This window comes from Reinekea sp. (genome assembly GCF_046710285.1).
Taxonomy (GTDB): Bacteria; Pseudomonadota; Gammaproteobacteria; order Pseudomonadales; family Natronospirillaceae; genus Reinekea.
The window spans coordinates 51,293-70,793 of record NZ_JBKEGY010000008.1; the positions used below are offsets into that span (position 1 = coordinate 51,293).

Sequence of the window (19,501 nt, forward strand, 5' to 3'; positions counted from 1 at the left end):
TTGAGGCCGGTTTTTTATTTTAGAGGAATTATTATGGGTGCGAATTCGAGTCGTGTACGTCGAATAGGTGATCAGATTCAGCGTGATCTTGCGAAAATAATCCAGCAAGAAGTAAAAGATCCACGTGTTGGTATGGTGACGCTGAATGATGTGAAAGTATCGAGCGATCTATCGTATGCAGATATTTATTTTACTTGTATGGCCTTTGGTCGTCAGGATGCGGTGCAAGAACGCAGTGAGCAAGAGAAAATCCTTAATAATGCTGCAGGTTTTATGCGCTCTAAGTTGGCAAAAGGCTTGAACATGCGCGTTATTCCATTGCTACGCTTTCATTATGATAAAGTGATTGATACAGGTTCAGAATTATCAGCTTTGATCGATCGTGCAATTGATGAAGATAAGTTGCATCAAGGCAATACAGACGATTCTGAAGGTTAAATAATGGCACGACGCAAAAAAGGCCGTCCAATTTCAGGGGTCCTGTTAATTGATAAGCCGTTAGGCTTCAGTTCAAACCAACTGCTGCAAAAGGCCAAGTGGCTTTACCAAGCGCAAAAAGCCGGTCATACAGGTACATTAGACCCCGCCGCGACAGGCCTGCTACCGATCTGCTTTGGTGAGGCAACCAAGTTTTCGCAATTTTTGTTAGACGCTCGTAAGGCCTACCGTACTACTGGTACTCTAGGTATAAGCACCGATACGCTCGATGCGGAAGGCGTTATTACCAAAACTACTCCCGTCCCTGATCTCTCAGAATCTCAACTTGTAACAATTGTTGGGCGGTTTATGGGAGACATTGAGCAGGTTCCGCCAATGTACTCAGCATTAAAGCGTGACGGTAAGAAGCTTTATGAACTGGCGCGTGAGGGTATTGAGGTCGAAATTGAACCCAGAGAGGTGACGATTTATAAGAATGATCTGCTAGGTTTTGTCTCGCCCGATTTTGAGCTAGATGTACATTGTAGCAAAGGTACCTATATACGCACCCTTGTCGCTGATATTGGCGACTCTGTCGGTTGTGGTGCGCATGTGAAAACATTGCGACGAACCCAGCATGGGCAGTTTAATATTGATCAGGCAGTGCAGCTAGAAGTATTAGAAGGTCTTCGGGAGCAAGAGCGTTTTGATGCATTAGATGCTTTGCTAATTTCGATTGATGATTTACTTGTTGATTTGCCAAGAATCGAGCTTGATGAACACCGTGCGAAGTACTTTTCAAACGGTAACGACGTGAACTGCGATGCGCCAGAGTCTACCGCCAGAGTGTACTTAAATGAGCGCTTTTTAGGTGTCGGCCGGGTCAATAAACATCAACGTTTACAGCCTGAACGGCTGATTTCGAAGGAAGATTGAGTAATACAGCTGCAAATAGTTGGTTACCGGAGTTAGGTCATGTATAATCCGCCGCGATTCTGTCTCCTATTTGAACAGGGTTGGAATACGGCTGTTAATGTGCACGGCCCGTATTTCATTGTTTAGGCACATTCTTGGAGTTATAACGATGGCATTAAGCGTCGAAAAGAAAGCGGAAATTTTAAAAGAATTCGGACAAGGTGAAGGTGACACTGGTTCTCCAGAAGTTCAAGTTGCACTGTTAACTGCAAACATTGAAACCTTGCAGGGTCACTTTAAAGATCATGCGAAAGACCACCATTCTCGTCGTGGTTTGATTCGTATGGTAAACCAACGTCGTAAGTTGTTGGATTACCTTAAGCGTAAAGACGTAGCTCGCTACGCATCTTTGATCAAGCGTTTAGGTCTACGTCGTTAAGATCGCGTTTTCTTCAGAAGGGCTCCTCATCGGGAGCCCTTTGCCGTTTTACCTCTTTATGAACTCTACACTTTAAAAATGAAATTAGCCTCAGCGGTTACTGCCCAGTTCAATGTATTGGGGCTTCTATCTATGTGTTTGATTGCAAGGACATCGATAGAAGCATCGTTGAGGCCTCACATGAGGAAATTAAATGTTAGATTTAACACCTAAAACGAAGCAGTTTGAATTTGGTGGCAAAACAGTCACTCTAGAAACAGGCCGTGTTGCGCGTCAAGCGACAGGTGCTGTGCTATGTACCATTGATGATATCGTGGTATTAGCGACCGTTGTTGGCGCGAAAGATACCAAGCCAGGTCAAGATTTCTTCCCGTTGTCTGTACATTACCAAGAGAAATTTTACGCAGTTGGTAAAATTCCTGGTGGTTACTTGAAGCGTGAAGGTCGTCCTTCGGAAAAAGAAACACTTACCTCGCGTCTAATTGACCGTCCTATCCGTCCATTGTTCCCGAAAGGTTTCATGAACGAAGTTCAGGTTGTCATTAACGTTATTTCTGCAAACAAAACAGATGATCCAGATATTGCAGCCATGCTTGCAGTTTCTGCTGCCTTGTCTATTTCTGGTATTCCATTCAGTGGTCCAATTGGTGCTGCACGTGTGGGTTACACAGATGAGAAAGGTTACTTCATTAACCCTTCTTATGAAGAGCTATTAGATACGCGTTTGAACATGGTTGTTGCCGGTACTGAAGACGCGGTTCTTATGGTCGAATCCGAAGCAGAGCAGTTGTCAGAAGATCAAATGCTAGGTGCGGTATTATTTGCTCACCAAGAATTCCAAGTTGCCGTTTCTGCCATTAAAGAATTCGCGGCTGAAAATGGCAAGCCAGCATGGGATTGGTCTCCAGAAGTTGAAAACGAAGCACTGAAGACTGCTGTTGCAAATGCTTATGGCGCTAAAATTTCTGAAGCTTACCAAGTGTCAGACAAAATGCAGCGTTATGCCTTATTGAATGACGTACGCTCAGCGGCGGTTGCAGAATTAAGCAACGATGACGCAGGCGTATCATCTGATGACGTGAGCGGCATGTTCTCAAAAATCGAGAAGCAAACTGTTCGTCAGCGCATTATTAATGGTGAGCCACGTATTGATGGCCGTGATGGCAAAACAGTTCGTGGCATTGAAGTTGAAATCGACGTGCTTCCAGGCGCACACGGTTCTTCTTTGTTTACCCGTGGTGAAACTCAGGCAATTGTTACGGCAACCCTTGGAACTCTGCGAGATGGCAAAATGGAAGACATGTTGCACGAGAAGAACACTGACCACTTGATGCTACATTACAACTTCCCTCCATTCAGTGTCGGTGAAGCAGGTCGTATGGGCGGTATTGGTCGTCGTGAGATCGGTCATGGTCGTTTAGCGAAGCGCGGTATCTTAGCGGTTATGCCTACCATCGAAGAGTTCCCATATACCATTCGTTTGGTATCTGAGATCACTGAATCTAACGGTTCATCTTCTATGGCGTCTGTTTGTGGTTCATCTCTTGCACTTATGGATGCTGGTGTGCCAATTAAGCACCCTGTTGCGGGTATCGCGATGGGCTTAGTTAAAGAAGGTGATAAATTCACTGTCTTAACTGACATCTTAGGTGATGAAGATCACTTAGGTGACATGGACTTTAAAGTTGCGGGTACTGAAAACGGTATTACTGCGCTACAGATGGATATCAAAATTCAGGGTATCACTGAAGAGATCATGGAGCTTGCTTTAGAGCAGGCGATGGATGCACGTTTACACATCTTACGCGAAATGGCGAAAGTAATTGGTTACTCACGCCCTGAGCTACCAGACAACGCCCCTTCTATGGATCTTTTGAAGATTGATACTGATAAGATCCGTGACGTGATTGGTAAGGGTGGTGCAACCATCCGTTCAATCATCGAAGAAACTGGTGCTGAAGTTGATATTCAAGACGACGGTTCTGTTCGCATATATGCACCGACGAAAGAAGCTGCAGATGCTGCGAAAGATCGTATTTTAGGCATTACGGCTGAGCCAGAAATTGGCGCAGTTTACCTTGGCAAAGTTGCACGTTTAGCCGATTTCGGCGCATTCGTTACCTTCTTGCCGGGTAAAGATGGCCTAGTCCACATCTCTCAAATCGCTCAAGAGCGCATAGAGAAAGTATCTGACAAGATCAGCGAAGGTGAAGAAGTCATCGTTAAGATCCTAGACGTTGATGCACGTGGTCGGGTTAAGTTGTCTATGAAAGAAGTAACTGAAGAAGACAAAGCTAAGTTAGCAGCTGCTGAGTAAGTTTTTACTTCAATGATTAAGCCCGCAGTTGCGGGCTTTTTTTTGCCTGAGTTTTATGGGGTGGCTGTATTACTGTACCGTATTGCTCTTGTTCGGTCGCTTTTCGTGCATCCTGCACCGCTAAACTTCGCCATCCATGGCTCAGATTCCCGATCAAGAGCAATCCGACACCTCAGCTCAAGCCGGTACCGTACTTTTTACATGCAGACGAAGCCCGAAGCCGATTCTATGCTACCATCCCCTCAACCAAACAAAGAGCCCGATTTATGCACCCAGCCGAGTTTAAAACACTTCGTGAGGCCTTAGGCCTAACAATATCAACGCTAGTTAAAGTAATCGACGTAGACGAACGCACGATTCGAAAATGGGAATCTGGTAAAAAGAAACTACCTCAAGGCGTAATAGATTCGCTTAATGCAATTGATGGACTTTTGAACGCAACCGCTGATAAATTATTCAACTTCCATGAGCAAGACTCTCAAAGTGGTGTGGTTTTATACCGATTTATTGAAGAAGAAGATTTGCTTAATGAATATCCTGAGTTTGAGGGGTTGCCAATGAGCACATTCGGTGTCGTGCTTTTCCGTATTAGGCAGCGATTTATCGACTTGAATATTCCGGTATCAATCGAATATAAATGAATTTTCAGCAGCAATTGAAATATTACGGATATCTTAATTGCCCATTCGCGCACTGTTAAATAATAGGCTACGCTTTAACTATTCATAGTTTGCAGCGGACGTTTTACTTGAACCCCATGCCTCCCTTGCTTCAAATCCAGTTAATTGCATTAATGTTTAGTATTTTGTGCGCATTTTCAGCTAGTGCAGATACTAGCGGAAAGCTTCGCTTTGAGGTTGATGAGGGTTTGCTGGCCAGCGGCCAGCGAGTGTATTTGAACGCCGATTGGTATTTTGTTTTTGGGGAACAAATTCCAACTAATCAACTTCGACAGCGAATAGAACGCAATCAAATGGACTCTCTTAGCGTACCGGGTTCATGGAATAAGAAAGTAAAAAACCTGACTGATGACCCCTTTCAACATGGTGTCGCAACATTCGCCCTTCCGTTGAGTTTTAGTAAGCCGCCAAACTATGCACTGACGATACATGCTCAGTATATTGCTAGCTCTTATCGTTTATACTGGCTTCCAGAAGGTGATCAAGAGCCTGTTATTATCGGCACGTCTGGTGACTGGGAGACTGGGCTATATAATGGCTCTAAAATAGACTATTTCCATTTTCCAAATGGATCCGCCGGTATTCTTATAGCACATGTTGCTAAGAAAAATGTAAATCTAGGTGGCTTTCAAGAGCCTATCTATCTACAGCGTAGTGAGCCTTTTACTCAGGCTAATAATCAAGATTTGGTAGTACGCAGTATTCTGGTTGGCAGTATGCTTATTATGTGTATTCATTACTTGATTCAATATTTTTACTCTCGAGCAAGCATAAGTACATTATTATTGTCTTTGCTATGTTTGTCTGCGGTACTTCGCAGTCTCAGTACAGCTGGGTTTATTGAGTTATTTCTTCACGAGTGGGTAAGCAGCTATTATGCAATTCGTATTAAGCTTGAATATACGAGCATGCTTATAATTCCGACTGCCTATTTTGTCTACTTGAATTCGATGTTGCCGAAAATTGTTCCTAAATTTATCGTTAAGATTGCTTCCGTTTCATTCTTTATTGGTTTAGTTGTCACTTTGGTTATATCGACGCCACTAATGACTAAGTATTTGCAGATTTATCAGTTGTTTTTGTTTGTTTGGGCAATGGCTATTCTTGTACTCATCGGCTATGGAGTCTATAGAAGGAGGCGTTTTTCACGACAGATAATGGTGAGTACTTTGATTGTTTGTATTGGTGGATTTAATGATGTCTTTGCGTCATATAGCGGGGTTTATAACTTCTATGTAGTGGAGTATGTATTTTTTGCTTTTCTATTTTTTCAGGCCCAATTGGTTGGTCAGCAACTTCGCGATAGTCAGGTAAAGTCAATTAGGTTGACAGAAGAAAAACAAGAGCTTCAGTTAGCTCATTCGAAGGCAATTATGGCAAGCCATCAGGATCATTTGACTGGGCTGTGTAATCGGCTTGCGCTTGCGGAAGAAATTGAGCAACTTACCCGCGTTGCTGCAGCTAAAGCAGACTATACGGTTGGTGTCATCTTATTTGATTTGGACCATTTCAAACAGGTCAATGATACTAATGGTCACGATATTGGAGATGAAATTTTAATTTTTGTCGCGTCCCTTTTGCATGGTCACTCCCTACGAGCAAGTGACTTTAAGTGTCGTTATGGGGGGGAGGAATTCTTGATCTTATTGCCCGGTGCTGGTTTAGAGAAAGCCCAAGAGGTAGCGCAAGAAATTCGCATTAAGCTTGAAGGTGCAGTTGCTTATTCAGATGAAAAAATAACACTAAAAATTACAGCGAGTTTCGGAGTCTCGGTCTATTATGTAAACAGAGGTGAATCTCTGAAAGAAGTTATCTCACAAGCGGATTCAGCATTATATCGCGCGAAACAAAGCGGAAGGAACTGTGTTTCGGTTGTAAACTTAAACTAAAAACAAAATTACAGGCATCCCTATAGCGATTCGCACCCTTTTAATAAATAGTCTACGCTTCATGAATTGAACGTACATAGTGGAAATTTCGCTTGAAACCTCTATTTAACCCTCACTTTAATTGTTTTTTTGCATTTTTATTTTGCGCCTTCTGTGGACTAGCCAATGCAGTTGAGGTAAGCCGTTTTGATCTTGATAGAGAAACGCTTTTAAGTGGCCAGCAAATAGAGTTGAATGGTAGTTGGTGGTTCAGCTTTGGCGAGCATGTACCGATTAATGAACTTCGTTCAAAAATAGAGGCAGGACAAATAGGCACGTTAAACGTGCCTCAGCCGTGGAACGATGCGGTTGCTGAATTGACTGATAATCCTTACCAGCATGGCTCAGCGACCTATGCGTTACCATTACGAATTCCCAGAAATTTAGGTTTTGCAATAAGTCTTAATGTTTCCTATATCGCTGGCGGGTATCGGCTATATTGGCTTCCTGCAGGATCGAACGAGTCCATAATTATAGGCACATCAGGGGACTGGCAATCAGGTGCTTACACTGGGATAGAATCGGAAAGCTATAGTTTCACAGGTGAATCAGAAGGCTTGTTGATTGCTCATATTACAAAACAGAATATGTACAAAGGTGGCATTCGCCAGCCAATATCAATTCAACGCAGTGAGTTTTTTCACCGAGCAGATAGCCAAAATTGGGTTGTTCGCGGAATCCTCATTGGCAGCTTGTTCGTTATGAGTCTTCACTATTTAGTTCAGTATCGCTTCTCTCGTGACAATTTAAGTACCCTGCTTTTATCTATCTTATGTTTTGCGGCAGCGCTTAGAAGTGCGAGTACTGCAGGTTTTATAGAGTTGTTCGTTCAGCAATGGACCGTAAATCATTTTTTGCTAACAATAAAAACCGAATACCTGAGTTTAGTGCTTTTGCCCGTATCCTATTTCATTTTCCTAAATTATATGCTGCCGAGAATAGTGCCTAAGTTTATAATTTACTTCGCGGTGCTTTCTTGGTTAATAGCTTCTCTTTTAACTATATATTTGCCAGCACCGCTGATATCCAAATATTTGGATGCCTACTTGTTATTTTTAAGTTTTTGGAGTGCAGCAGTCATTGTTGTTATGGTTGTCGGTGTACTTAGAAAACTGAGGTTTTCATGGCAAATATTTATAAGCTCACTCATTCTTGGTGCAGGGGGAGTTAATGACGTTATTGCTTCTCGCAGCTCAACGCATAATATCTATCTGGTCGAATATGTCTTTTTTATATTTTTGTTTTTCCAAGCACAGCTAGTGGGTCAGCAATTACGCGACAGTCTTTCTAGATCGAACCGGCTTTCGAAGGAAAAGGAAGATTTACAGCAAGCACACTCTAAAGCGTTAATGGAAAGCCATCATGATCATTTAACAGGGCTAGCCAATAGAACGGGTTTAAAAAAATTAGAAGATAGTTTTGAGTTTAGTGATTCAGAAAAAGGAGTGACAACAGGGGTCGTAATGCTCGACTTAGACTATTTTAAACATATTAACGATACCTATGGGCATGATATAGGTGATGAAATTTTAGTATATGTAGCCTCTTTATTACATGGTTATTCCTTACGGATAAGCGACTTTAAATGTCGCTATGGCGGCGAAGAGTTTTTGCTCATACTGCCAGGAGCAAGTTTGGATAGGGCAGAAGAAATGGCCGAAAGCCTTCGCTCGCGCTTAGAGAATTCAATAGCCTATTCAGACAATAAAATAACACTAAAAGTCACCGCCAGTTTTGGTGTAGCGGTTCATCACTCAGGTAAAGGGGTAAAACTAAAAGAAGCCATCATTGCGGCAGACAAAGCACTCTACCGCGCAAAAAATAGAGGCAGAAATTGTGTATCCCTCTAATCCAATAGGGCAGGTAGCTCAAACATTGTTAGGCCGCTAAGCCCCAAGAAGTTTTGCTGTTGCCCGCAGCCCGCAGCCCGCAGCCCGCAGCCCGCAGCCCGCAGCCCGCAGCCCGCAGCCCCAAACCCTTTACTTGCAGCTTGAAGCTGACCGCTTAAAACAACGATTCCACCGAAGCCTCTGGCTCGCCTTCATCCTCAATCGGCGCTGATTGTTCAGCACTAAAATCAATAGTGAGCTGAGTATTGGTGTATTCCGTTGGGGCAGTCCCTTGAGCGAAATACTCGAAACTGGCGTTTGGGGTACTTGGCGTTGCCAAAAGACCTGTTTTCGGGTCGATCCTGACTTGCGTGATGCCAACGGGTTGCGGCAGATTATTCAATGGTTTGTTTTTCAATGCGGTTTGCATGAATTCTATCCAACCGGGCAGCGAGGCTTTGCCACCAAATTCATTGAACCCTAGAGAAACGTTGCTGTCGTAGCCTACCCAGGTTGCGGCGACAATATCGCCGTTGTATCCAGTAAACCAAGCGTCGACTGCATCGTTCGTGGTGCCTGTTTTACCAGCTAGGTCAGTACGGGGGAGTGCATTGTAGGCGGCTCGTCCGGTGCCTTTTGTTATGACATCTTTCAGCATTGAATCTATTAAGAATGCCGTTTGAGGGGATAGGACTTGCGGTGCATAACGCTTTGCTATTGTGGTGTCTTGAGTACTTTCGCCATCAATGGCTAGGGTAAGCGGCGCAATATCAATAGCTTCTGAGCTTTCGGCGACGTTGGCATTTTCATCAAATGCGGCTGAGGTTTCTGGGCAGCCTCGGCATACAATAGCAGGGTTCGCTTCAAATAAAATATTACCGTTTTTGTCTTCAATGCGATCAATAAAGTAAGGGTCAACGAGATACCCACCGTTTGCAAAGGTTGCATAGCCTCTTGCGACTTCCATAGGAGACATAACAGAACTGCCTAGAATAAGGGTCATATCGTTGACCAATGACTCTTTTTTGAAACCAAAGCGGGTGGCATAATTTCTAGCGTATGATACGCCGATATCATCCAGTATCCGAATGCCAGATAAGTTTCTAGATTGATATAAGGCTTGGCGCATTGGAATTGGGCCCAGGTAGCGATCGCCTGAGTTTTTAGGTCGCCAAACATCTTCTTGAGCTGAGTCTGCTCGAACGATGGGTGCATCATTAATGATCGTAGCGGGTGTATAGCCCTTGTCTATGGCCGCACTATAGACAAAGGGTTTGAAATTGGAGCCAGACTGACGAGCCGATTGAGTAACTCGGTTGTACTTGTTTAAATTGTAATCAAAGCCACCTACAAGTGCTTGTACGCTGCCGTCAGTTGGAGACAGGGCAACTATCGCACCTTGCGCATAAGGTATTTGTGCCAATAGCCAACCTTCTTTGGTCGCTTCTAGGCGCACGATATCGCCAGGGCTGGCAACTTGTAGGCCATCGGTAATGGCAGGTCCAAATTCGTCGACTTTAATGCGCTCTCGGGCCCATTTTATGGATTCAAGATCAAGGGTAATAAGTTCTTCAGAGCCTTTTGCTTGGACTGTAAGCCCTTCGGGACCAGATTGTATGACTAATGCGGGAATAAGTCCGCCATAAACAGACGTGCTGTTTAATACTTCTAAGCGGCTTTCTAGCTGAGTTGCAATGTCAAAGTCTTTATCTTCAGGGGTTGATTCGGGGCCAAGGTAACCATGCCGGCGAGAGTATACGACTAAGTTCTTACGCACCCCACGGTTGGCGGCTAGTTGTAGCTCACTACTAACCGTGGTGTAAACGGTATAGCCATCGTTATAAGCGTCTTCACCGTAACGGTTAAGCATTTCTGCTCTGACCATTTCAGCAAGGTACCAAGCTTCAAAGTCAGGGTTGTTACCGTGATATTTTGCAGTAATCGGCTCTAACTTTGCCTCTTCGTATTCAACCAGGGTGATGAAATTATTGGTGTACATTGCTGTTAGTACGGTATTACGGCGTTTCATCGCCCGTGTTTTATTGGCAATCGGGTTGGCGTAGGATGGGGCTTGGTGCAAACCAGCGATCATGGCAAGTTGCGCTAAACTAAGGTCGTTAATATCTTTTCCATAGTAAACGGATGCTGCCGCCTGAATTCCGTAAGATCGATAACCTAAAAAGTGTTTATTGATATAGAGCTCGAAAATGTCCGCTTTGGTTAACTCGCTTTCCATTTTTAGCGCGAGCAAAATTTCGGTAAATTTCCGTGTAAATGTCTTTTGCTGGGTCAAAAAGTAATTTCGGGCGACTTGCTGGGTCAAAGTTGAGCCGCCAGCCCCTTCCTTATTGCCAGTAATTAATACATCTAAAACAACGCGCGTGAACCGAACCGGGTCAACGCCAGAATGTTGTTCGAAGCGTTTATCTTCTATTGCGATGAGCGCCTGAACAAAACGAACGGGTATTTCTGAGTAATTCAGAGGCGCTCTACGTTGCTCCCCATACTCGGCGATCAGTTTGTTATCAGCGCTCAAAATTCGCATGGGCGTCTGTAATTTGAAGTCTCTAAGCTTCTGAACATCCGGTAATGCCGGAGATAAGTAGAGGTACATACTGGCAGAAATGAGAACCAAGCCACAAAAACCAGCAAAGAGTGACCAAATGAGTAGTCGGATTGTTTTAGTCAAAAATTTCATGTTTTTCCAATCAAAATAAGGAGTTACGTCACGTTTTAGATAAAAGCCCCCCATTATAAGCAGAAATTGTCCTTTTTATACATTGCGGATTGGTCTATTGTGTTATGTAATAGTTAATGTAAAAACTAAGAAACGTTCGTAAGTACGTGTTGTTGAAGGGAAACATCCGTGGCCTCCTTATTCAAAAAGAAACAAAAAAGGTTACTTGGTGTCGATATCAGTTCTACTTCGGTAAAATTGATGGAGCTAAGTCGTAGTGGAGATGGCTATCGCGTCGAGGCGTATGCTGTTGAGCCGTTGCCTGAAAATGCTGTCGTTGAAAAGAATATCAACGATGAAGCAGCAGTGGGCGAAGCAATAGAAAAACTCTACAAAAAATCTCGTTCAAAAATCAAAGAGGCTGCCGTTGCAGTCGCGGGTTCGTCTGTGATCACGAAAACGATCGAGATGAATGCCGGTTTAACTGATGAGCAGATGGAAACAGATATTGAGGTCCAAGCAGACCAATATATTCCGTATCCACTCGATGAAGTAGCGATAGACTTTGAAGTTCAAGGTCCTTCGGCTAAAGGTGAAAACCTTGTCGATGTGTTACTTGCTGCCTGCCGAAAAGAGAATGTTGAGTTAAGACAAGATTCATTGGCTATTGCAGGGTTAACCTGTAAAGCGGTCGATGTTGAAGCCTTTGCATTAGAACGTGCGTTTGGATTGTTGTCAGATCAGTTAGAAAAAACTGATGAAGGCATCACCGTCGCAATTGTTGACGTCGGTCATACGATGACAACTCTCAGTGTTTTGAATGAAGGCAATACCATTTATACACGTGAACAACTCTTTGGTGGCAAGCAGCTAACTGAAGAGATTATGCGTCGCTATGGTATGACTCAACAAGAAGCCGGTTTAGCTAAAAAGCAAGGTGGGTTGCCAGATGACTATACCAGCGAGGTTTTAGAGCCGTTTAAAGAGGCGGTTGTACAACAGGTTAGTCGTTCCTTGCAGTTCTTCTTTGCTGCGTCGCAGTACAATGATGTTGACTATATTATTTTGGGTGGTGGTACAGCTTCTATTCCAGGTCTTGCGCAGCGAGTGCAAGAGAAGATAGGGACCAATACTATCATTGCGAACCCTTTTGCTAATATGACGTTATCAAGCAAGGTGAATGCAGCTAATCTGACTAACGATGCCCCCGCAATGATGATTGCTTGTGGACTTGCCCTGAGGAGCTTCGAAGATGGCAAATATTGATTTACGCCCCTGGCGTGAAGAGCGCCGAGAAGCTAGACAGAAACAATTTATACTTATTCTTATGTTAGTTGCTATTTGTGCCGGAGCGGCGGGCTTTAGCTGGAATCAGGCGGTTCAAGCGCAAGTAGACTACCAGGTTACACGTAACACTTACCTCGATACTAAGAATAAAGAGTTAGACGGTAAAATCAAAGAAATTGAGGGTCTCCGGCAGCAGCGTGAAGCGTTGGTCGAGCGTATGAATGTTATTCAAAGCCTGCAAGGCGATCGACAGATTATCGTGCATATCTTTGAAGAACTGGTCGCTGCGACTCCCGATGGTGTTTATTTCAATAGCTTAAGTAGAAAAGGCTCTCTCCTTGAAATAAAAGGTTTTGCGGATAAAAAATTGGCGATTTCAGACTTTCTTCGTAATCTAGACCGGTCTGAGTGGTTTAGTAATACTTTTTTACAAGATGTTGAAGCGATTAAAGAAGGAAATGACGTTGTTGGCAATAACTTTAGCTTGAAAGTAAATGTCACTAATCCTCTCCGACCTAAAGAGGATGCATAAAATGAGCGCAAAAGGTTTTTTTGAAGGCTTTAAAGAATTCGATTATGAAAATCCGGATTTTAATAACATAGGTTCTTGGCCTTTGGTTGTACGGATTACTGCATTATTGCTTGTCGCCGCACTAATTGTGTTTGGTTTCTACTGGTTTACAGTGAAAGCATCACAAGAGCGTTTCGTGCGTGAGCAGGGCAAAGAGCAAGGGCTTAAAGAACAATACCGAACTAAATCATTTCGAGTCGCAAACTTAGATGCGTTTAAGGAGCAACTCGCTGAAATGGAAGAAACGTTTGGCGCCCTATTATCTCAGCTGCCTGATGAAACTGAAATGCCTGGGCTGTTAGATGACATCAGCACAACAGGTACTCAAAGCGGTTTAGAGATAGATAAAATTACCCCACAGGGTGAGCAAACCAAGGAGTTCTATATTGAAACACCCATTAATATTACGGTGCGTGGCTCTTATCATGAAATGGGGAACTTCGTCAGTGCCATGGCCGCAATCCCACGTATCGTGACATTGCATGACTTTGATATTAGTACTCAGTCCAGAAGCAGTTCATCGGGTGATGAAGCGGAAGCTCCCCTATCTATGAGAATTTCAGCGAAGACCTATCGCTATAAGGCGGAGGAATAATGATGAAAAAGTCCTTATTACTGTTGCCGTTAGCCTTAGTTGTGTTGCTTACGGGCTGTGTGCAGCAAGATCCACTAACAGATCTAAAAGCATATGTTAACGAACAAGATTCTCGGCCTAAGGGGACTATTCCTCCACCGCCAGAATTTATTCCTCCTGATCTAGTCTCTTATACCGCCAGTGGAAATCGATCTCCATTCGAAGTCCCAAGGCCTATTGAGTTAATTCAAGCAGAAAGAGCAGCGCCGAAAAGCAATGTAAAGCCCGACTTAGATCGAGTTAAAGAATACTTAGAAACTTTTCGTGTTGAGAATATTAAAATGGTCGGCACGCTAAACGGCTTAGACGAAGCACCTGTATTGTGGGCGCTCGTTAAAGATGGCCAGAGCGAAGTTCATCGGGTTCAGGTTGGAAATTATTTAGGCCGTAACTTTGGCCGCATTATTGATATATCAGAAACACAGATAGATTTAATAGAAATTGTCCCTTCAGGGAATGATAACTGGGTAGAGCGCCCGAGAGCCATTGTTCTCGATGGCATAGAACAATGAGCAAGGGTGGTGAGGTGAAAATTGTGAACGTTATTAAAAGTTATAAAGCACTGCTTGCTTTCGTAAGTATCTGCTTCCTATCGAACGCCTTTGCGTCGAGTCTTACAGATTTGGAAGTGTTGTCATTGTCGGGTGATCGGACACAAATTGTCCTGACATTTGATGGCATTGCTCCTGAGCCCGTTGGCTATAGCATTGAAGATCCTGCGCGGATATCGCTAGATTTTGCAGGTGTGTCTAGCTTGATAGGTAAAAAATATATTCAAATTGGTAGTGGAAATACGCGAAATGCTGCCATTTTGGATACCGGAGACCGTACTCGAGTTGTGTTTAGTCTTACGAAACTAGTGAGCTATGCAACTGAAGTAAATGGCAATGTTGTTTCTGTATTTATTGGTGACGATGCGAGTTCATTAGTATCAAAACCTGGGGTAGCAAAGAAAGCGCAAGCTGTTCCAGCTGTTCAGCCAGCATTAAAAGCAAAGATTAATGAAGTGCAAAATGTTGATTTTCGCCGGACGGAAACGGGTGCAGGTCAAGTAGTCGTTGAATTTGCAAACTCAGGTGCGAATGCTTCAGTTTACGAAAAAGGTGGTGACATCTACATTCAAGTCGATGGGTTTGAAGTGCCTGCAGATTTACGCCGTCGATTAGATGTTGTCGATTTTGCAACCGCAGTTCATTTTATTAATGTTTACAATGAAGATAATCATGCAATCATTCGTTTAGAAGTAGATGGAGCCTATGATTACTTGGCTTACCAAGCAGATAATCGAATGACCGTTGAAGTTAATCAATTAACTGCAGCTGAAGAAGAAGAGCGTCTGAAAGAACGCTTCCCATATAGTGGTGACAAACTATCCTTAGTATTCCAAGACATTGAAGTGCGAGATGTACTGCAGATTATTGCTAACTATGTTGGTATTAACTTGGTCGCTTCGGATTCAATTAACGGAACCATTACTTTGCGGCTTAACAATGTTCCATGGGACCAAGCACTTGACTTAGTTTTGAAAACAAATGGTCTTGATAAGCGTCAAAACGGTAACGTTTTACTTGTGGCTCCGGCAGCTGAATTAGCGGAACAAGAGCGTTTAGAGTTGGAAGCAAGAAAGCAAACCATTCAGTTGGCTCCACTACGTACTGAGTATGTGCAGATTAATTACGCCAAAGCAGAAGATATCGCCAAGATTATTTCTGAGAAATCAGGCTCATCAGATACAACGACCACCACCAGTGAAGATGGCGCCACTACTGCAACGTCTACGGGTTTATCAAATGGCTTCTTGTCTCCTCGCGGTAGCGTAGTCGTTGATACTCGAACAAATACGTTGATCGTGACGGATGTTGCAATCAACCTAAATGGTATACGTCGTGCAATTGAAGTGTTCGATGTACCCGTACGTCAACTGTTGATTGAAGCACGTATTGTTACCGCTCGTACGTCATCTAGTGAACAGTTTGGTGTGACATGGCAAGGTGCGGTTGAGCCGGCTATAGGTGCAAACCTAACAACGCCGAGTTCATTTTTTGTAGGCTTACCTCCAGGCGCTTCAAACAATACCTTCTCAATTGGTTTGTCTGATGCAGGCTTATCGCTGATCGATTTACAGATTGCCGCGCTAGAAAGCCAAGGTGATGCTGAAGTTGTTTCACAGCCTAAAGTGATAACTTCTGATGGACAGTCTGCGAGTATCTTCTCAGGTCAAAGTATTGGTGTTAGCGGTCCTGATGGCGAAACCGTGTTTGTTGAAGCAGGTTTGAAGCTTGATGTTATTCCTCAGTTAACGCCCGATGACCGTGTCATTATGCAACTGAAGATAAACCAAGACTCAATCTCATCTTCGGGTGCTGTAGGTGCTGTTACGCTAGACGTGAACAATGTGACAACGCAAGTGTTGGTCGATAACGGATCAACCTTGGTGCTAGGTGGGGTTTATCGTATAAGTAAGAATACCAGTACAGATAAAACTCCAATTCTAGGTGACTTACCGTTAGTTGGAAGCTTGTTCCGAAGAACCTCAGAAGTTGAAGAAAAGACCGAGCTACTAATCTTTATTACACCGAAGATTATTGAAGAGGGAATCGTGGCGAACTAATGCCTCTGCAGAAACACCTCATATTAGTTGGACCAATGGGCGCAGGCAAAAGCACCATTGGTCGACTCCTTTCTGAGCAGCTTAGCTGCTCTTTTGTTGACGTCGATAAAGTAATTGAAGAGCGTTCTGGTGCGACTATTCCCTGGATTTTTGATATTGAAGGCGAAGAAGGCTTTCGTGATAGAGAAACTCAAGCGATAGAAGAAGTTTGTGCAGAGTCTCCACAAATTATTGCAACAGGCGGAGGCTGCATTTTAAGAGTGCAGAATCGGCAATGTATCAAGCAATCAGGCGTGGTAATCTTTCTTTCAACGTCAGTAGAGCAGCAATTGCAGCGAACTGGACGTGATAAAAATAGACCTTTATTGCAAACAGAAAACCCGCAGGCAACCTTAGAGGCCATGGCGGAAGTGCGAAATCCTATTTATAATGAAGTCGCAGACTTATGCATTGATACTAATTTAAAACCAACTAAGTTAGTCATGCAGGAAATTATTTCTTTCATAGAAGACTAATCATGAAAACTGTCAGCGTTGCTTTAGGCGATCGTTCCTACCCTATTTATATTGGCAATTGTTTTAACTCGCCCGAACTCTTGGTGCAGTCATTGCCGAATCAAGAAATAATGATTGTAACCAATAGCACAATTGCCCCGCTTTATTTAGAAAAAATCAAGGCACCGTTAATCGAGGCAGGTAAAACGGTCGACTTCGTAATTCTACCCGATGGCGAGCAATATAAGACCTTAGAAACGGTAAACTTGATTTTTGATGCGCTGCTTACTAAGCCTTGTAGTCGAAAGGTTGCTTTGGTTGCTTTAGGTGGAGGGGTCGTTGGTGATATGACCGGCTTTGCTGCTGCAACTTATCAGCGCGGTGTCGATTTTTTACAAGTACCGACAACGTTATTGTCACAAGTTGACTCATCTGTTGGTGGCAAAACTGGTGTTAACCATCCACTCGGGAAAAATATGATCGGCGCCTTTAAGCAACCATTGGCGGTGTTTATAGATCCTACTGTGTTGTCTACCTTGCCTGAGAATGAATTTGCAGCGGGCTTTGCTGAGGTAATTAAGCATGGCGCGTTGCACGATGAGACTTACTTAGCCTACCTAGAAGAAAACCTCGATAGCATCTTGGCTTTAGAGCATGCTAGTCTCATTGAGGTAATTTCAAGGTCCTGTGAGATCAAAGCTGCGGTGGTTGCCCAAGATGAAACAGAGCAAGGCGTGCGGGCAACATTAAATTTTGGCCATACCTTTGGCCATGCGGTTGAAACGACGATGGGCTATGGCACCTATTTACACGGTGAAGGCGTAGCGATTGGCATGGTAATGGCCGCTTATATGTCTGCACACCTAGGTTATATCTGCAAAGCAGATGCTGCTCGGCTTACTAAGCTGATCAGACGTTCAAATTTACCAGTAGACTCCCCTGAAGGAATGACTTCAGATCAGTATTTAACCGCCATGTATCGAGATAAAAAGGTTGATGCAGGTACCTTAAAGCTGATTTTACTCAAGCAATTAGGGCATGCGTTTATAACATCAGAGTTTTCTCAGGATGATCTTTTAGCTACCTTGAATCATTTTTGCCGCTAAAGCTCACTATAACTCTAGACAGCGCGATTAATAGCCGCTTAAATGGCTGTTAATCGCATTTAAGTTGGAGAAATACGTGGATCTATCTGAACAATCCGAGCGAATGCAGTCCTTTTACGGTTTAAAATACGACCCATTCGGCGCTCTAGTCGATGCAATGGTCTTCAGTGGAGCGGGTGGTCGTTACGAGATAGCAGAAACTATCCGCCATTTGCTTACTTATAGCCCTCAAGATGGGCTTGTTTTCGGCCCTGTAGGTTCAGGTAAGCGAATGCTTACACAGCATGTATTAAAGATGCTGGAAGACCATTGGCGAATCGCGTGGTTAGATGGCAGTGAAGTTGAAACCACAGATGAGCTACTAAAAGAAATAGTGGGCCAGTTGGGTTTAGGGCTAAAAGTTGAGCCCGATGCAGATACAATGGTTGCTCAAATTAACCAAGTCATAGCCGAACGTACTGATGCAGGTGAGGCTTTTTTATTGGTTATCCAATATGCCGACCAGCTTGCTGAGCCGTTATTGTCGCTAGCGGCTCGATTTCGTACTTCTGCGCAATTAGAAACCCGATTACGCCAACTTTGGTTAGTGGAATCTTATGACTCTATTTCAGGGTTGCACGAAGATGATTGGTTCTCTTATCCGCTTGATGCATTGTCTGATGATGATGCTGCGCTTTACCTCAAAGACCGCTTAGTCGCCGCAGGCAATGTCGGTGACCTGCCTTTTTCTCCAAAAGACATCGTTCGGCTCAATCAAATGTCAAAAGGCTCTCTACTCGCGCTCAACGAGCTGGCTCGGGATTATTTAATCGGCACGACATTCCGTACGGCCGAAAAAACAAAAGGCTTCCCTATTACCCATATGATTGCGGGTATTGCCGCCCTGACCATTGTCAGTATCGCCTTACTCTATAATTTAAATGAGAAAAAAGGCGCAGTTACGCAAGTCGAGGTCACTCCTACTGCAGAGCCGCTATCTAATGTTCAGCAAAAGTTAGCCGATGCGGCCGCCAAAATAGAAGCGAAAACTCAGCAGGTAGCTGAAACTCCAGAGGTTGAACCAGGGCCAGCAAATGAGCTCTCGCCTGCAATAAATTCGCAAACTAATGAATTAGATGCGACGAATAAAGATGAGCCTGTTGTTGCTGTTACAGAAGAGGTTGTTGTAGAAATAGCGCCCAAGCCTGCGCCTGCCACCAATTTGCTGGCTCGTGCTAAGGATGAGCAATTTACTATGCAGCTTATTGGTGTTCACGATCGAAACAAACTCAACGCCGTTGTTCAGGAGTTTAGCGAGCCAAAACTAGTCGATATAGTTGAGACCACTTATGAGGATAAGCCTTGGTTTGTATTAATTTATGGCCAGTATGATTCTAAGGCTGAAGCGCAAAAGGCAGTAGGCTCTTTGCCAAAAAGTTTTGAGAAACAAACCCCTTGGATACGCACTTTTTCGGCTATCCGCAAGACATCTGTAAATTAATATAGCTTATTATACCGTTATAAATATGCTCGGCGGGAAATTGACATTAAACTGACTTTCATCAAATATTTGGATTAGTCTCCAAGTGCTTCACAAAGCAATAAGTTCGAAGCACG

At 43.7% G+C, this 19,501-nt stretch carries 16 protein-coding genes; 15 read left to right on the forward strand and 1 reads right to left on the reverse strand.

The genetic code is table 11. The features are described 5' to 3' along the window. The first annotated feature begins 33 nt into the window (after positions 1–33). The 7 genes from rbfA (at position 34) to ACI882_RS07720 (ending at position 8,546) form a co-directional block, all read left to right on the forward strand. Complete coding sequence (gene rbfA, locus ACI882_RS07690) at positions 34–438, forward strand: 30S ribosome-binding factor RbfA (protein WP_411742775.1); 405 nt, start codon at positions 34–36, stop codon at positions 436–438. A 3-nt stretch (positions 439–441) separates the two neighbouring features. Then, positions 442–1,353: a tRNA pseudouridine(55) synthase TruB gene (gene truB, locus ACI882_RS07695; protein ID WP_411742776.1), complete on the forward strand. Its 912-nt coding sequence runs from the start codon at positions 442–444 to the stop codon at positions 1,351–1,353. 148 nt (positions 1,354–1,501) lie between these two features. Continuing rightward, a complete protein-coding gene (rpsO, locus tag ACI882_RS07700; RefSeq protein WP_411742777.1) occupies positions 1,502–1,771 on the forward strand; it encodes a 30S ribosomal protein S15 in 270 nt (89 codons plus the stop codon). A gap of 193 nt (positions 1,772–1,964) precedes the next feature. Beyond that, entirely contained in the window at positions 1,965–4,088 is a 2,124-nt protein-coding gene (gene pnp, locus ACI882_RS07705) for a polyribonucleotide nucleotidyltransferase (RefSeq protein WP_411742778.1), read from the forward strand. Between the two features lie 266 nt (positions 4,089–4,354). After that, the gene (locus ACI882_RS07710) at positions 4,355–4,729 is read left to right on the forward strand and encodes a helix-turn-helix domain-containing protein (protein ID WP_411742779.1); all 375 of its coding nucleotides are present in this window, start codon (positions 4,355–4,357) and stop codon (positions 4,727–4,729) included. Between the two features lie 116 nt (positions 4,730–4,845). Beyond that, positions 4,846–6,657 (forward strand): diguanylate cyclase, encoded by a 1,812-nt coding sequence (locus ACI882_RS07715; RefSeq protein WP_411742806.1) that lies wholly within the window; start codon positions 4,846–4,848, stop codon positions 6,655–6,657. Positions 6,658–6,749: 92 nt separating this feature from the next. Further along, positions 6,750–8,546 carry a diguanylate cyclase gene (locus ACI882_RS07720; protein ID WP_411742780.1) on the forward strand — a complete coding sequence of 599 codons (1,797 nt, stop codon included), beginning with the start codon at positions 6,750–6,752 and terminating at the stop codon, positions 8,544–8,546. A 154-nt stretch (positions 8,547–8,700) separates the two neighbouring features. Here ACI882_RS07720 and ACI882_RS07725 read toward each other — a convergent pair whose 3' ends face one another. Beyond that, on the reverse strand, positions 8,701–11,223 hold the full coding sequence (locus tag ACI882_RS07725; protein WP_411742781.1) for a penicillin-binding protein 1A: 2,523 nt from the start codon (positions 11,221–11,223) through the stop codon (positions 8,701–8,703). Positions 11,224–11,391: 168 nt separating this feature from the next. Here ACI882_RS07725 and ACI882_RS07730 point away from each other — a divergent pair, with 168 nt between their 5' ends. From ACI882_RS07730 to ACI882_RS07765, 8 genes are all read left to right on the forward strand, one after another. Further along, the gene (locus ACI882_RS07730; protein ID WP_411742782.1) at positions 11,392–12,468 is read left to right on the forward strand and encodes a pilus assembly protein PilM; all 1,077 of its coding nucleotides are present in this window, start codon (positions 11,392–11,394) and stop codon (positions 12,466–12,468) included. Further along, entirely contained in the window at positions 12,455–13,021 is a 567-nt protein-coding gene (locus ACI882_RS07735; RefSeq protein WP_411742783.1) for a PilN domain-containing protein, read from the forward strand. Before ACI882_RS07730 ends, ACI882_RS07735 begins: the two co-directional genes overlap by 14 nt. Position 13,022: 1 nt before the next feature. Then, positions 13,023–13,655: a type 4a pilus biogenesis protein PilO gene (locus tag ACI882_RS07740; RefSeq protein ID WP_411742784.1), complete on the forward strand. Its 633-nt coding sequence runs from the start codon at positions 13,023–13,025 to the stop codon at positions 13,653–13,655. Then, positions 13,655–14,206 (forward strand): pilus assembly protein PilP, encoded by a 552-nt coding sequence (locus ACI882_RS07745; RefSeq protein WP_411742785.1) that lies wholly within the window; start codon positions 13,655–13,657, stop codon positions 14,204–14,206. The genes ACI882_RS07740 and ACI882_RS07745 overlap by 1 nt, the downstream gene beginning before the upstream one ends. A gap of 23 nt (positions 14,207–14,229) precedes the next feature. Beyond that, complete coding sequence (gene pilQ / locus ACI882_RS07750; RefSeq protein WP_411742786.1) at positions 14,230–16,305, forward strand: type IV pilus secretin PilQ; 2,076 nt, start codon at positions 14,230–14,232, stop codon at positions 16,303–16,305. Beyond that, entirely contained in the window at positions 16,305–16,820 is a 516-nt protein-coding gene (gene aroK, locus ACI882_RS07755; RefSeq protein ID WP_411742787.1) for a shikimate kinase AroK, read from the forward strand. The genes pilQ and aroK overlap by 1 nt, the downstream gene beginning before the upstream one ends. A 2-nt stretch (positions 16,821–16,822) precedes the next feature. After that, positions 16,823–17,905 (forward strand): 3-dehydroquinate synthase, encoded by a 1,083-nt coding sequence (aroB, locus tag ACI882_RS07760; RefSeq protein WP_411742788.1) that lies wholly within the window; start codon positions 16,823–16,825, stop codon positions 17,903–17,905. A gap of 76 nt (positions 17,906–17,981) precedes the next feature. Beyond that, on the forward strand, positions 17,982–19,385 hold the full coding sequence (locus ACI882_RS07765; RefSeq protein ID WP_411742789.1) for an SPOR domain-containing protein: 1,404 nt from the start codon (positions 17,982–17,984) through the stop codon (positions 19,383–19,385). Positions 19,386–19,501 lie beyond the last annotated feature (116 nt).

Excerpts from the sequence above, each read along its gene's own strand:
- rpsO (WP_411742777.1), top strand. The coding sequence starts at position 1,502 with ATGGCATTAAGCGTCGAAAAGAAAGCGGAAATTTTAAAAGAATTCGGA.
- ACI882_RS07715 (WP_411742806.1), top strand. The coding sequence starts at position 4,846 with ATGCCTCCCTTGCTTCAAATCCAGTTAATTGCATTAATGTTTAGTATT.
- aroB (WP_411742788.1), top strand. The coding sequence starts at position 16,823 with ATGAAAACTGTCAGCGTTGCTTTAGGCGATCGTTCCTACCCTATTTAT.
- rbfA (WP_411742775.1), top strand. The coding sequence starts at position 34 with ATGGGTGCGAATTCGAGTCGTGTACGTCGAATAGGTGATCAGATTCAG.
- ACI882_RS07725 (WP_411742781.1), bottom strand. The coding sequence starts at position 11,223 with ATGAAATTTTTGACTAAAACAATCCGACTACTCATTTGGTCACTCTTT.
- aroK (WP_411742787.1), top strand. The coding sequence starts at position 16,305 with ATGCCTCTGCAGAAACACCTCATATTAGTTGGACCAATGGGCGCAGGC.
- ACI882_RS07710 (WP_411742779.1), top strand. The coding sequence starts at position 4,355 with ATGCACCCAGCCGAGTTTAAAACACTTCGTGAGGCCTTAGGCCTAACA.
- truB (WP_411742776.1), top strand. The coding sequence starts at position 442 with ATGGCACGACGCAAAAAAGGCCGTCCAATTTCAGGGGTCCTGTTAATT.
- ACI882_RS07745 (WP_411742785.1), top strand. The coding sequence starts at position 13,655 with ATGATGAAAAAGTCCTTATTACTGTTGCCGTTAGCCTTAGTTGTGTTG.
- ACI882_RS07740 (WP_411742784.1), top strand. The coding sequence starts at position 13,023 with ATGAGCGCAAAAGGTTTTTTTGAAGGCTTTAAAGAATTCGATTATGAA.
- ACI882_RS07735 (WP_411742783.1), top strand. The coding sequence starts at position 12,455 with ATGGCAAATATTGATTTACGCCCCTGGCGTGAAGAGCGCCGAGAAGCT.
- pnp (WP_411742778.1), top strand. The coding sequence starts at position 1,965 with ATGTTAGATTTAACACCTAAAACGAAGCAGTTTGAATTTGGTGGCAAA.